11 protein-coding genes are annotated in these 14,690 nt (G+C 52.6%); 9 read left to right on the forward strand and 2 right to left on the reverse strand.

The window, feature by feature from the left end; all coding sequences use genetic code 11:
- Positions 1 to 281: 281 nt before the first annotated feature.
- Positions 282 to 2,438: a BT4734/BF3469 family protein gene (locus HMPREF0999_RS15830; RefSeq protein WP_009276365.1), complete on the reverse strand. Its 2,157-nt coding sequence runs from the start codon at positions 2,436 to 2,438 to the stop codon at positions 282 to 284.
- 119 nt (positions 2,439 to 2,557) lie between these two features.
- On the reverse strand, positions 2,558 to 2,902 hold the full coding sequence (locus HMPREF0999_RS22525) for a hypothetical protein (RefSeq protein WP_005855952.1): 345 nt from the start codon (positions 2,900 to 2,902) through the stop codon (positions 2,558 to 2,560).
- Positions 2,903 to 3,065: 163 nt separating this feature from the next.
- Here HMPREF0999_RS22525 and HMPREF0999_RS15840 point away from each other — a divergent pair, with 163 nt between their 5' ends.
- From HMPREF0999_RS15840 to xpt, 9 genes are all read left to right on the forward strand, one after another.
- Positions 3,066 to 3,758, forward strand: coding sequence for a hypothetical protein (locus HMPREF0999_RS15840; RefSeq protein ID WP_009276366.1), 693 nt, complete (start codon positions 3,066 to 3,068; stop codon positions 3,756 to 3,758).
- A complete protein-coding gene (locus HMPREF0999_RS15845; protein ID WP_009276367.1) occupies positions 3,755 to 6,508 on the forward strand; it encodes a TonB-dependent receptor in 2,754 nt (917 codons plus the stop codon). Before HMPREF0999_RS15840 ends, HMPREF0999_RS15845 begins: the two co-directional genes overlap by 4 nt.
- A 12-nt stretch (positions 6,509 to 6,520) precedes the next feature.
- A complete protein-coding gene (locus tag HMPREF0999_RS15850) occupies positions 6,521 to 7,681 on the forward strand; it encodes a DUF4249 domain-containing protein (protein ID WP_009017809.1) in 1,161 nt (386 codons plus the stop codon).
- Positions 7,682 to 7,691: 10 nt separating this feature from the next.
- Positions 7,692 to 9,374, forward strand: a complete 1,683-nt coding sequence (locus HMPREF0999_RS15855) for a hypothetical protein (RefSeq protein ID WP_009276368.1) — start codon at positions 7,692 to 7,694, stop codon at positions 9,372 to 9,374.
- 52 nt (positions 9,375 to 9,426) lie between these two features.
- Positions 9,427 to 9,675, forward strand: coding sequence for a hypothetical protein (locus tag HMPREF0999_RS15860; protein WP_008771798.1), 249 nt, complete (start codon positions 9,427 to 9,429; stop codon positions 9,673 to 9,675).
- A 178-nt stretch (positions 9,676 to 9,853) separates the two neighbouring features.
- Positions 9,854 to 10,876 (forward strand): threonine aldolase family protein, encoded by a 1,023-nt coding sequence (locus HMPREF0999_RS15865; RefSeq protein WP_005868076.1) that lies wholly within the window; start codon positions 9,854 to 9,856, stop codon positions 10,874 to 10,876.
- A gap of 14 nt (positions 10,877 to 10,890) precedes the next feature.
- On the forward strand, positions 10,891 to 12,777 hold the full coding sequence (locus HMPREF0999_RS15870; protein ID WP_009276370.1) for an endonuclease/exonuclease/phosphatase family protein: 1,887 nt from the start codon (positions 10,891 to 10,893) through the stop codon (positions 12,775 to 12,777).
- An 8-nt stretch (positions 12,778 to 12,785) separates the two neighbouring features.
- Positions 12,786 to 14,111: a nucleobase:cation symporter-2 family protein gene (locus tag HMPREF0999_RS15875; RefSeq protein WP_009276371.1), complete on the forward strand. Its 1,326-nt coding sequence runs from the start codon at positions 12,786 to 12,788 to the stop codon at positions 14,109 to 14,111.
- Positions 14,112 to 14,117: 6 nt separating this feature from the next.
- The gene (gene xpt, locus HMPREF0999_RS15880) at positions 14,118 to 14,684 is read left to right on the forward strand and encodes a xanthine phosphoribosyltransferase (RefSeq protein ID WP_005855972.1); all 567 of its coding nucleotides are present in this window, start codon (positions 14,118 to 14,120) and stop codon (positions 14,682 to 14,684) included.
- The last annotated feature ends 6 nt before the right edge of the window (positions 14,685 to 14,690 follow it).

A 14,690-nucleotide genomic window follows, 5' to 3' on the forward strand; every position in this document is an offset into this window, starting at 1 on the left:
GGAATAGGGGCGCTAAGTCAATGGAAAGCGAGACGGATTCCATTGACTTAGCGACCGTATCTCATTGGTTTTCCGGTCATGTTTCTTAATCCCGACGAATATCGGTGCCGGGGTTAGGGCGCAAAAGGCGCATCTTTACGTGCCTATATAAAACTTTTCTTGTAAATATATTTTTTCATCACACTGCTATAGTGTGATATATATTTATTTTTTTGTAAAATGTTTTTCCAGACACTGTTTTTTGCGCCTTTTGCGCCCTGCTCATTTTAGAAAGTCAGTTTTTATTCCGGCTTATCTTCTTGACCCTTAAAGATATCATTCTCCTTTTGGGCTCTATCCTCTTCCTCTTGCCTAGGGCGCAAAAAATTGGCTTTTACCTGTTCCGAGGTGATCTCGGCGACCTCAAACAGTAGTTTTCCTCTAGTTTTCGTGAGCTTAAAACCGTGTTTTTTCAGCACCTTGCTCAACGTAACTATATTGGAACGTGTCGGCGTGATACGTGTAAATACACTTAGTTTCGTCATAATATCGCTCGCCGTAAGATACTGTGGCGTGTCGAAACGCTCCGGTTTGCGGAAATAGGTGAAGAACAACTCCTCCTCGGGGCTTCGCTGGCGGAAGGTCTCGTTGTTCTCGTTGATCTTCCGGATGTCTTCGCCGGAGAACCAGTATTTCTCGCCCCGGCGGAAGAGGGCGAGAGCTTGGGCGTAGATGTCGGCGTGTCGCACGGGCGACTGGTAATCGATCCGTGTGGCCTCGAAGCAGAGGAAGCGGCGAGACTCGTTATCGTCCGGCAGCGATTGCAAGTCGTTCACCGTGGCGGCGAAGGAGGCGTGGCGTATCTGCGTCTCGGCATAGTGTCCGTACGGGCGGCGCAGGTAGATGACCCCGGTGGAGGTGAGCGCCTTGAGGCGGTTCAGATCGGCGTAGCTCTGGCCGGACATCTCGTCGATGACGATCAAGAGGCAGTCCACCATCATCTGCGGGAAACCCTTGCTATAGGGATTGACATTGCCCGTGAAAAGATAGTCCCGCAATTCGGGCGGCACGAGGTTCCGCAGCCACGAGGTCTTGCCCAGCCCCTGCCCGCCGGCCAGCAGCAGGATGGTATGGTTTTCCACGCCTAGCTCCATGGATCCGGCCACCCCGGCGATAAGCCAGCGCTTGAGGCAACCCCGCCAGAAGGCGGGCCGGGTGGTGTCCACGGTATCGGCCAGCTGCCCGATCCAGTCCGTCACCCCGTCCCACGGGGCCAGCCCCTCGAAATACGCGCGGAAAGGGTGGAACGTCTCGCTGAAGTCCGACATCAGTATGGCCCGGATGTCGTTATGCGAGCAGTAGTGGCCGTCCTTCAGGAGACTCCGCCAGAGCGAGTTCACCCAGTAGTCGGTCACCGGCTTGAAGACCGGCTTTTGGCCGTTCCGCTTTTTCTTCGAGGCCACCTCTACGTACCCCCTCACGCCGTTCTTGCGGGTGAGGAAACGCTCGGATATATAGGCCTCCACGGCGACCACGTCCAGCGGGCCCCCGCCCTTTTTCCGGGAGGTGGCGGCGCTCGTCTCGGCGGCGTGCTCCTCCACGTGGCTGTAGGCGCTCTCGATGGCGGCGAGGCGTTCCTCCGCCGGCAAGTCGGCGAAGGCGGTAGCGGCGTAAGCCTCCATCTCGGCCCGCTTCACGCCCAGCCGGTTCGCTCGTGCGGCCATGACGAAGATGAAGTTATTACGGTTGCCCTCGGCGTAGGCGCCTTTCCGCTCGGCGGTCCGGCGTGCCTTCTCCAGTGGCGAGGCCACCTTCCTTTCCTTCGCCCCGGGAGCCGTCTCGCTAACCTCCTCCTTCCAAGTAAGGGGTAGCGGGGCGAGGCCCTCCGGTAGCTCGCCGGTACCCTCCAGCCAAGGGCGGTAGGCAGGCGAGAGGTATAGGGCGGGATCGTCCGATACGAAGCAAAGCCGCCCGATGTCGCTGCCCGAGGTATCCAGCTCCACGCCGAGCCGTGCGGCGTACCAACGGCTCACGGCCTCGTAGACCCTCCGGTGATTGCCCGGCGTGGCGGTCTCGTCCGTGGCGGCGTAGGCGATGAGTTTCGCCCCGTCGCCGCTGGGACTGCGGAAATACGCCACGGTGTAGGGCGCTTCCGTGGCGAGCGGGGTGATACGCTCCAGCTCCCGTTCCCCTACGTGGTCGATGTCGAGTACCACCAATTGGTTATAGCGGGTGATGTGAGGGTCGAGGCGTTTCCCGGAGTAGGTGGCCTGTGGGGTGAAAGCGGGCAGTTTTTTCTTTAGCTTGGCGGCCAGTTCCTTATCGCCCGACGCTAGCGCCTCCCGCGTCTCGTCGATGAGCTGCTTGTACGTTCCTCTTTGGATGTTTTCCAGTACGCCCGCTAGCGAGGCGTCTCCTTTGTATCGTCCGAAAAGGGCGAATAATGACGTGTTTATCATACTATATTTTTAAGTGATAAAAAAAGAGCCAGTGTCTCTGGCTTGATGCCGCTAAGGTAGGGAGGCGCTTTGGGACGCCTCCCAAGTTTTAACTTTTGTTGTGAAAAACGGGAAGCTTGTTATTCATGCGCTTTCCCGTATTCCTCCTGCGCCGTCGAGAGGATGCTCCGGAAGCTCCTTGGCTCCGGGCAGCCGTTGGGGTGTATCTCGAACACCTCGTCCAGCGCCCGTATCATGGCTTCCCGGTTCGTCTGCCCGTTCACCCGGAAACGTTGGTCATCGAGGATGGGCAGCGTCAGCCGCACGAAGTCTTTCACAGAGCCCGTGTAGATGATCTTCTCCCGTTTAACCAGATCCTCCTCCGGCTGGTAGTCTTTAAACAACTTATGCGCCCCCTTCGCGTCTTTTTTCAAGTCCACCCATGCCTTTTGGGCATTTTCCAAACTATCCAGCAGCTTTCTCACGCTTGTTTCCGCTTCCCGGAAACTGATTTTTTTTCATATATGATTAATTGTTAAAGTTAAAAACGTCGCAAAGGTATATTATCCACGTGATAATTCCTCGGAAGTTGTTGGTTTGTCGGATATATATGCTTACATTTGGCATGAAACTTTAAATCTGGATCTTATGAGAAAGCTTCTGGGGTTTTTATGCGTATGCGCGTTGGCTATCGTTACGGCTAGGGCACAAGATGCGGTGGATGACTATGTCTCTTCCGCCGCCGGCCAATCCGTGATCTACCATGGGAAGGAGCAATTAAAATATCCCACCTCGATAAGAAATCACCCCTATTTGAAGAGCGAGAAATACGTATCCGGGGATCTTAGCTTCGAAGGCATTCTCTACAAGGGCGTGAAAATGCGCTTAGACCTGTACAAGAATGAGTTATTACTGCTCTCTCCGGACAATCGCTATAATATCGTCTTGCCGAGCGATCGGGTAGACTACGCTGAGTTTCATGGCTATCCTATCTTCTACAGGTATCCGGACGAGCGGTCGGGTAACCTGCCGGAAGGCTATTACCTACGGTTGCATGAAGGGAAGTGTACCGTGCTGGGGAAATGGTCTTGTATATTATCTAAGACGATAAAAGATATGCAGGTCGATGAATCCTTCGATCAGTCCGTAAAATATTATATCCGGAAGGAGGGTGTTTACTATACCGTGAGGAGCAAAGGCTCCGTGTTGAAGGTCCTCAAGTCCAAGAAAAAAGAGCTGGCCCGGTATATCAAGCGGCGAAAGCTGGATTTCAAGCACGCTCCCGAGGAAGCCATCGTAGCCGTGGTGAGACAGTATGAACAGTTAAACGAGATCCCATGAAAAAGAGCCTATATATCGTTATGATGATGTGCCTGCTGTCCGGTTGGACGGCGAGGGCGCAGCGGACGGTCGATCTGGATTTCCGGCAAGTAACCTTGAATGTCGTGTTCGACGCTATCGAGCGGCAGACCGGACAGCCCGTCTACCGGCAACCCTTGGAGACGGACTCCATGGTCGTTAGCGTACACAGTGAGAAGGAAGAGCCCTTGGTGGCGTTGCGGCGTGCGTTGGAGGGGACTCCCTTCCAAGTATCCTCGTATGGCGGCGCCTTCTTTGTATTGAGAGATAACACCTTGATGACCTCCCTGCCCGAGAACTTCTTCCTGCGGGAGAAGCGGAGAGAGGGCGATGGCGACGAGGAAGGCTCCGGTATCTCCCTGATGGCGGGCCGGAAGCAGCAGAAGGCTACCTCGGAGAACAAGGTCTACGAGATCGGCGACGCCTCGGGCAAGGCGGCGGACCGGGTCACGGTGACCGGTAATATCAGCGATTTCAAGACCGGCGAGCCGATGGTGGGCGTGGCCGTGTTCGTGAAGGACCCGATGATCGGGGCTACTACCGACGCTTACGGCTATTATACGCTGCGCCTCCCTCCCGGACGGCACGAGCTGTACATACAAGGCATGGGCATGAAGGACACCCGGCGGCAGATCATGCTCCATTCCGACGGCAAGCTGGATATAGAGCTGGAGGAACAGGTCTACACCTTGAAGGAGGTCACGATCTCCTCCGAGAAGATCGCCAACGTGCGGAATACGACGATGGGCGTGGAACGCCTGAAGGTGAAGGATATAAAGAATATCCCGATGGCGTTCGGCGAGGTGGATATCATGAAGGTAGTCATGTCGCTCCCCGGCGTGAAGGCGGTGGGCGAGGCCTCTAGCGGCTTTAACGTGAGGGGCGGGGCGACGGACCAGAACTTGATCCTCTTCAACGACGGGACGGTCTATAACCCGACCCACCTGTTCGGCTTCTTCTCCGTCTTCAACCCCGACGTGGTGAAGGACATGGAGCTGTACAAGAGCAGCATCCCCGCCAAGTATGGCGGACGTATCTCCTCGGTACTCGACATCAACAGCCGGGAGGGTAACAAGAAGGAGTTCAAGGGATCGGCGAGCATCGGCTTGCTGACCAGCCGCCTTACCTTGGAGGGGCCTCTCTTCTCCGAGAAGACCTCCTTTATCGTGGGTGGACGTACCACTTACTCGGACTGGATCTTGAAGAAACTCCCCGAGAAGAGCGGCTATAAGGATGGCAACGCCGGTTTTTACGACCTGAACGCCACGATCAACCATAAATTCGACGAGCGGAACAACCTCTATCTGAATGGCTACTACAGCCACGACCGTTTCCGCTTTAACGTGGATGAGCGGTATGCCTACGAGAACGCCAACGCCTCGGTGAAATGGAGGCATATCTTCTCGGATCGTTTCACGGGAGTCCTCACCGCTGGCTACGACCATTATGGCTACAATACCCGTAATACGGATAACCCGGTGAACGCTTATTCCCTCGCTTTCCGTATCGACCAGATGTACGGGAAGATGGACTTCACGCATTACCTGAGCGATAAGCATACGCTGGATTTCGGCGCCAGCTCGCTGTTTTACGACTTGGAGCCGGGGAAATACCTTCCCTATGGAGGGGAGTCGTTGGTGAAGGAGGACCGGATGGAGAAGGAGAAAGCGGTGGAGTCCGCTATCTATGTGGGCGATCGTTGGGATATCACCTCCCAACTCTCCTTGAACGTGGGGGTCCGTTATTCCATGTTTAACGTATTGGGGCCCCGTACCTATAATCTCTATGCCGACGACCAACTGCCTTCCTTGGCTACCGTGACGGGTACGGTGGATAAGACCGGGGCGTTCAAGACTTACCACGGGCCGGAGTTCCGGGTATCCGCCCGTTATGCCTTTACCGAGGACTTCTCTGTGAAGGCCGGCTTTAATACGATGCGCCAGAATATCCATAAGCTATCCAATACGACGATCATGTCGCCCACGGATACGTGGAAGTTGAGCGACGCTAACATCAAGCCGCAGACGGGTATGCAAGTGGCCGCCGGGCTATACCGGAATTTCTTGAGCAATACAATCGAGGTCTCCTTGGAGGGATATTACAAGACGATGAAGGATTACCTAGATTACCGGAACGGCGCCGAGCTGCTGATGAACCACCACATCGAGACGGACGTGCTGAGGACCGAGGGGCGTGCCTATGGCGTGGAGCTGATGGTGAAGAAAACGCAAGGGAAGTTGAACGGCTGGGTAAGCTATACCTACTCTCGCACGCAACTGCGGCAGAACGACCCGATGATCGTGAATCCCGTGAACAAGGGGGATTGGTACGCCGCCGACTTCGATAAGCCGCACGACCTGAAGTTCGTGGGCAACTATAAGTTCACGCATCGTTTCAGCTTCTCGCTGAATTGCGACTATAGCACGGGACGGCCGATCACCTTGCCGGTCTCCAAATATCATTACGGGGGCGGTGAGTTTGTCTACTATTCGGACCGTAATCAATACCGCATCCCGGACTTTTTCCGGATGGACGCCTCGTTCAACATCGAGCCGAGCCACCACCTGACGTTGCTCACGCATAGCACGATCTCTTTCGGGGTCTATAACCTGACGGGGCGAAAGAACGCCTACTCGGTGTATTATATATCGGAGAACGGGAAATTAAAGGGATATAAGATGGCGATATTCGGGGTGCCTATCCCGTTTGTCTCTTATAATATTAAATTTTAGGGGGGAGTTGAGATGAGGAAAGAAGCGAAGATAAAAGATTCTATAAAAGGCTTTCATTGGTGGCTGGGGGCTTTGCTGTTGTTATTGTCCGCCTGTGTCACGGATTACGAGCCGAAGGGCTTGGAGCAGGTACGGGATTTGTTGGTCGTGGATGGTATCATCACGAATGGCGAGACTACGATAAAGCTCCGGAGAAGCGTGGGCCTGACCGACGATTTCACGGAGGATGAGTTCGTGAATAACGCCAAGGTGGTGGTGGAGCGTGAGGATGGAGCTGTTTTCACTTGCGCTAATTCTTCCGGGAAGGGAGAGTATAAGGTGGATATGGGAGAGCTGGACCCGGGTAGCCGGTACCGGCTACATATCTCGCTGGATGGGCTGGAGTATGAGTCGGACTATCTGGGACCGGAGATAACGCCTCCGATCGACTCTCTCTCCTTGCTGAAGAAGGGGCCGGGAGAGGAGGTCCGTCTCTGTGTGTCTACGCATAATGCCCCGGATCGATCCTCTTATTTCCGCTGGATGTATAAGGAGAATTGGGAGGTGAAGGCGGAGATCTTCATGGCCGCCGAGAAAATGGGTAATACGGTCGTAATATATGATTTACTTACATCGAATAATTGGTATTATTGCTGGGGGAAGGACAGCTCGAAGGTGATCTCCCTAGGCAGTTCCGATAGGCTGACGCAGAACGTGATCGCTAACAAAAGTATCGCCTCGTATCATCCCAGCGATCGCCGTTTCTCGATGTTGTATCATGCGGAGGTGGAACAATATGCGTTGCACCGGGAGGCTTACGACTACTATTTTAATTTGCAGAAGAACATAGAGGAGTCTGGTAGCTTGTTTGCCCCTATTCCTTCGGAGATGAAAGGGAATATCCGTTGCGTGACGGACCCGGAGGTTCCGGTGATCGGTTTCGTGGAAGTAGCGACAGTGACTCGCCTCAAGCGTTTCTTTCCGGAGATAGAGAAGGTATATGAGGCCGAGGTTACGGGCTGCGCAAGCACGATCGTACAGGGATCGGAATATGATAATAATCCGGATTACGGATATGTTTCCTATAATCCGATGAATGCGGAGAGTAATACGTATGCGCTGAAACGTTGTATGGATTGCGGCCGTTTTGGTTCGAAACAGAAGCCCTCTTGGTGGCCTACCAGTCATTTATAATTTAGTTGCTATGAAGAAGTCTATGATAAAACAATGTATCTTGTCGCTCCTCTGCCTTTTATGGGCGGGGCAAACGCTTCTCGCAGGGGAATTGCGAGAGCGGGTTTACCTGCAAACGGATAAGCAATTTTATCTGTCGGGCGAGCTTGTATGGATGAAATTCATTGCCACGGATTTGGACCAACGGTTATCCGACGTGAGCAAGGTCGGGTATGTGGAGCTTCTGGATAGCGCCTCGGCGGTCGTGCAAGCCCGACTCGTGCTGGAGAAGGGGGTGGGCGATGGTTGCCTGCAGTTGCCTTCTACCTTGCCGACCGGAAACTACCGGCTGGTGGCCTATACCCGTTATATGCGGAACGAGGGGGAGGAGGTCTTCTTTGAGAAGCCGCTGGCGGTGGTGAACACCTTCGTGACGAACGAGACCCTGCTGACAGATACTTTATTGCCCGCTTACTCTTTTACGAGGCGAGAGGGCCCGGTTTCCGTATCACCGGACCGTATGACCTATGATACCCGTTCAGGGGGGGAGATCCGGATAAACGGCCTGCCCCCGGATCTACAGACCCTATCGGTCTCTATCGCCGGGATTGACTTGTATAAACCTTCCGCCCGGAGCGGTATCGTTGATTGGATACAAAGCATGCCTACTACGGGATCATCGCCTGCCGATCGTAAATTCTTGGCGGAATACGAGGGGCCGATCCTGACGGGGAAAGTGATCGATCTGTCTACGGGCGAACCTTCGTCTAAAGAGGCGGTGAGGCCTTTATTGGGCTTTTCCGGGGGTGAGATCCGTCTTTTTGGGGGGCAACTGGGCCCTGCCGGGGAGGTGACTTTCTTTACGAGACACATATCCGGGACGCACGAGATCGTGACGGTGGCTTTATCCCCTTCCTCTTCTCGCTACCGGGTGGACATCGAATCTCCTTACGCTACGCATCCGGAGAAGGAGCTTCCCGCCTTGAGATTGAATCCCGCTTGGCAAGACGAGTTGGTGAAGCGGAGCGTGGGGCTACAGGTGTTGCATGCTTACCGGTCTGATTCCTTGGTTCGGGAAAAAGCGGAGAAGCCTTGGTTCCAGTGGCAACCGGATTGGAGTTATCTTTTGGACGAGTACACCCGTTTCACGACGATGGAGGAAGTCGTTATCGAGTTTATCCCCGGCCTTCGTTTCCGTAAGATGGATGGGGTTCGCCGGCTGGCTGTCTTGACCGAGGAGCGAATCGGGTATACGATCGGTAACTCATTGGTTTTACTGGATGGTATCCCCATCGTCGATCACGAGATCATTTTTAAGTACGATCCCCTAAAAATCCGGAAGATCGATGTGTATAAAGGTAAGTACGTATTCGGTGGGCAGATATTCGACGGTATCGCCTCCTTCTCCTCTTACGAGCATAATTACCCGGGTCTGGTAGTCGATAACTCCACCCAGTTCTTTGATTATGAGGGCACGCAAGCCCAGCGCATCTTCTATATGCCCGCTTACCGGACAGAGGCCGAGAAGCGATCTCCCGTTCCGGATTTCCGCCATACCTTACTTTGGCGACCCGATATCCGGACAAACGGCGAGTCCTCTATATCCATCCCCTTTACCACCTCCGACCTGACCGGTGATTTCACCATCACCATCGAAGGCCTGACCCAAACCGGCGAGGCCCTCTACGCAACGGAACAATTTCAGGTAAAATAACGTGCGGTATGGATTATTCTATTTATCTTTGCCTTGACAAACAAATCTTACTATGGGAAACTGGAACGAAACACAGGAGAAGAAAAAGGAAACGAAGGAGAAAGATAAGGCAAGGAAAGATAAGCTTGCTGTATTCTTTTTTAATTTGGCACAAGTATCTTTTACCATATTGGTATTAGGACTTCTTATAACGTTGACTAAAGAGGAACTTTACAATAACTATTTCTTGATGTTGTTGTCTTTGTTTGGCATAGTACTTACGATTTTGTTTGCTAGGATAGGTAATAATATATTAAAATAATATTCATGGTAGCATTAGTAGGTTTTGGTATTATAACGACTATAGTGGTTGCTTTCTGGATTTATACGGAAACGAGAGCCGGAAAGAAGTGGATAAAAAATTTGTAATAAATCATACTGTTGATTTATCCTCATTCTCATCTTAAATCCGTACTTTTGGCGAAAAATCAGATTTGAAGATGAGAAGTTTCGCTAGTGACAACAATTCCGGCGTGCATCCCCGGGTAATGGATGCGATCATCAAGGCAAATGATAATCATGCGGTTGGATATGGTGATGATCCTTGGACAGAGGCCGCTACGAGTAAGATACAAGAAGTGTTCGGCAAGGATGCTTCTCCTTTTTTCGTGTTTAACGGGACGGGGGCGAACTCCGTGGCCCTGCAAGCCGTGACCCGTCCGTTTAATAGCATCCTGTGCGCCGAGACCGCTCATATCAACGTGGATGAATGTGGAGCTCCCGCACGAATGACCGGCTGCGCCATCGTCACGATCCCTACGACGGACGGTAAGCTGACACCGGAATTGATCCGTCCCCATCTGAAGAACTTCGGGGTTTGCCACCATTCGCAACCCAAGGCCGTTTATATCTCCCAAGTATCGGAATTAGGTACGATCTATACGATAGAGGAAGTGAAAGCGATCGCCGATCTCTTACATTCGTACGATATGTATCTGCATATGGACGGAGCACGCTTGGCGAACGCCTGCGCTTACCTGAATTGCACGATGCGCCAAGTGACCGTAGACGCAGGCGTGGATATCTTGAGCTTCGGAGGCACGAAAAACGGTATGATGATGGGAGAGGCCGTGGTCTCGTTCCGCCCGGAGATCACGGAGAACCTGCGATTTTACCGGAAGCAATCCGCCCAGCTAGCCTCGAAGCTACGTTATCTCTCCGCCCAGTTCATCCCTTATCTGGAAAATAACCTCTGGTTGGAGAACGCTATGAAAGCGAATATCAGCGCCGCCAAGCTAGCGGACGTGCTACGACAATACCCGGAAATTCATTTTACGCAGAAGATCGAGTCCAACCAGCTCTTCTTCACGATCCCTGCCGAGGCGTTGAGAAAGTTGCAAGATAAATATTTCTTCTATATGTGGAACGAGGAGATCAACGAGGCCCGTCTCGTTACCTCTTGGGATACTTCCGGCGAGGATATCGCTGAGTTCGAGCAGTCATTGAAAGAGATATTCGGTTAAGGTATAGATATAAAATGAATATAAACATTAGATCGAATCCTATGAGGAAATGGTTTATTTGGGCGATCGTTATGATCGGATGCTTGCCCATAAATAAGGCATTGGCACAGCAAAGCGGCGATGCCGAGCGGAATACGTTGCGTATCATGAGCTATAATATCCGCAACGGAAGGGGCATGGATGAGGTGACGGACCTCGGGCGTATAGCGGACGCTATATGTAAGGTAGCCCCCGATGTCGTCGCCGTACAGGAGGTAGATAGCGTGACCGTAAGAAGCGGCGGGATCGACGTGCTCCGGACGTTGGGAGAACGCACCCTGATGTTCCCTACCTACGCCCCGGCCATCGACTTCGATGGCGGTAAATACGGAGTAGGTATGCTGAGCAAGGAGAAGCCGGTGAGCTACCGCTATATAGCCCTTCCCGGACGGGAGGAGGAACGGGTCTTGCTATGGGTCGAGTTTGAGAGATATATCTTCTGCTGCACGCACCTTTCCTTGACACCGGAAGACCGGATGCTCTCCTTGCCGATCCTTCGGCGGGAAGCAGCTTTCGCTCATAAGCCCCTGTTTATCGCCGGGGATTGGAACGCTACGGCGCATTCCCCCTTTATCACGGAAATCAGCAAGGATTTCCAGCTATTGAGCAATCCTAAACAGGCTACCTTCCCGGCTTCCACGCCGGATAGCTGTTTGGACTATATTGCGGGTTATGTAAAGAATGGACAGCCCTTTACCCGTTTGTCCGCATGGGTTCCCGAAGAGGCGGTGGCATCGGATCATCGCCCGGTCGTAACGGAGGTTCGCTTGAAGGCCAGGCCGGAAGAGATCTTTTATGCGGCGCCCTATCTGCAAAATCCTACGGAGGGCGGCATAACGGTGATGTGGCAGACCCGTGTCCCTACGTATAGTTGGGTAGAATACGGTACGGACACGCTGAATTTGAAGAAGGCCCGCACCATCGTGGACGGTCAAGTGATATGCAACGGCTTGCATAATAAGATTCGGCTGACGGACCTACGACCGGGGCAAACCTATTACTACCGGGTATGCTCGCAGGAAATCATGCTTTACCAAGCCTATAAGAAAGAGTTTGGCGAGACGGCGGTATCCCCGTTCTACACCTTCACGCTCCCTTCCGCATCCCAAAAGGATTTCACGGCCTTGATCTTTAACGACCTGCATAAGCATATCCCGACCCTAGACGCCTTATACGGGCAAGTGCGTGATATCCCTTATGATTTCGTGGTATTTAACGGGGATTGTATAGACGATCCCGCCAATGAGAAAGAAGCTTTGTATCATTTGGCTTATTTATGCGGGAAGGTGGGCGCCAGTCATGTACCCGCTTTCTTCCTAAGAGGCAACCACGAGATACGCAACGCTTACTCGATCGGTTTGCGTGCCTTGTTTGACTATGTGGGCGATAAGACATATGGGGCGTTCAGCTGGGGAGATACCCGTTTCGTCATGCTGGATTGCGGCGAGGATAAACCGGATAGCACATGGGTGTATTATGGCCTGAACGATTTCACCGGTCTCCGGAAAGATCAAGTGAATTTCCTCTCGAAAGAATTGAACGGCAAGGAGTTTAAGCAAGCCTCGAAGCGGGTTTTATTGAACCATATCCCTATCTACGGAAACGGAGATGCCTATGAGCCTTGTCCGGAGCTTTGGGGAAGCCTGTTGGCGAAAGCCCCTTTCAACGTGAATATATCCGCCCATACGCATCAATACGCCTTCCACCCGAAAGGCTCGTTGGGAAACAACTTCCCGGTGATCGTAGGCGGGGGTTATAAGCTCGATTCGGCTACGGTGATGGTATTGCGGAAGAAAGGAGACGAGATGAGTGTACGAGTGTTGAACGCAAAAGGGGAGACCTTATTAGACTTGAAACTATAAGAGACAGGATGAATACGGATTTGATTTACGGGATCGATGACCGTCCGCCTTTGAAAGAGACGCTTTTTGCCGCCATCCAGCATCTGCTGGCTATTTTCGTGGCGATCATAACACCTCCCTTGATTATCGCCGGGGCGCTGAAACTGGATCTGGAGACGACCGGTTTCTTGGTTTCCATGGCTCTGTTTGCCTCCGGGGTATCCACATTCGTTCAATGTCGTAAATTAGGACCGGTCGGGGCGGGGCTGCTATGTATCCAAGGAACCAGCTTCTCGTTTATCGGCCCGATTATCACGGCTGGTTTGGCGGGAGGGCTTCCCCTAATTTTCGGCGTTTGTATCGCCGCCTCTCCGGTAGAGATGATCGTGAGCCGTACTTTTAAATATCTGCGCTCGGTGATTACTCCCTTGGTATCGGGTATCGTGGTGTTGCTCATCGGCTTGAGCTTGATCAAGGTAGGAGTGGTCGCTTGCGGCGGGGGGTATACGGCTATGGATAACGGTACGTTCGGTAGTTTGCGTAATGTCGGAGTAGCTGTGTGCGTCTTGTTGAGTGTCTTGTTCTTCAACCGTTGTAAGAACAAGTATTTGCGGATGAGTTCCATCGTACTGGGGTTGTGTATCGGTTACGCGATCGCTTTCGCCATGGGGATGGTGGATATGGAGGCTGTCTCCTCGCAGAGTTTGAGAGGGTTTAATATCCCGGTTCCCTTCAAATATGGATTGGATTTTAATATCTCTTCATTCGTGGCGATCGCATTGATCTATCTGATCACGGCGATCGAGGCTACGGGGGATATTACGGCCAACTCGATGATATCGGGAAAATCGATCGAGGGAGAAGGGTACCTGAAGCGAGTCTCCGGCGGGGTGCTGGCGGATGGGGTGAACTCGTTTATCTCCGGTGTTTTTAACTCTTTCCCGAACTCTATCTTCGCCCAGAATAACGGGATCATCCAGCTGACGGGAGTCGCCAGCCGGTACGTGGGGTATTATATAGCGGGTATGCTGATCCTGTTGGGATTATTCCCGGTTGTCGGCGTTATCTTCTCCTTGATGCCCGATCCGGTGCTGGGAGGAGCTACCCTGCTGATGTTCGGTACGGTGGCGGCGGCAGGTATCCGTATTATCGCCGCCCAAGATATCAACCGGAAGGCCACGTTGGTGTTGGCGGTTAGTTTGTCCTTGGGGTTGGGGGTGGAGCTGATGCCGGATATTCTAGGGGCCGCTCCTCAAGTGATCCGTGGCATTTTCTCCTCCGGCATAACGACGGGTGGCTTGACGGCCATTCTGGCGAATTTATTTATACGTGTAAAAGAAGATCAAACAGAATAACAAATTATGGAATTATTGAAGCAACGCATCTTGCAAGACGGCCGCTGTTATCCCGGCGGTATCCTTAAAGTGGATAGTTTTATCAACCATCAAATGGACCCGATGTTGATGTATAAGATCGCCGAGGAATTTATCCGTCGTTTTCAAGATCGTAAGATAAACAAGATCGTGACCATCGAGGCGAGCGGTATCGCCCCGGCCATTATGGTGGGTTATATCATGCAGTTGCCGGTGGTCTTCGTAAAGAAGAAGAAACCGAAGACGATGGAGAACATGCTCTCTACCGTGGTCCATTCCTTCACGAAGGATCGTGACTATACGGTATGTATCAGCAATAACTTCTTGACTCCGGAGGATCATATCCTGTTTATCGATGATTTCTTGGCTTACGGAAACGCCGCCATGGGAATGGTCGAGTTGGCGGAGCAATCGGGAGCCGTGATCGAGGGTATGGGTTTTATTATAGAGAAGGCGTTTCAAGATGGCGGGAACCTGCTGCGTGAAAAGGGCATACGTGTGGAGAGCCTCGCCATTATCGATAATCTGGATGATTGTAAGATAACGGTTCGTTAATAGAAA

Origin of the sequence: Parabacteroides sp. D25, assembly GCF_000307475.1 — a bacterium.
In the GTDB taxonomy this organism is placed as follows: Bacteria; Bacteroidota; Bacteroidia; order Bacteroidales; family Tannerellaceae; genus Parabacteroides; species Parabacteroides distasonis.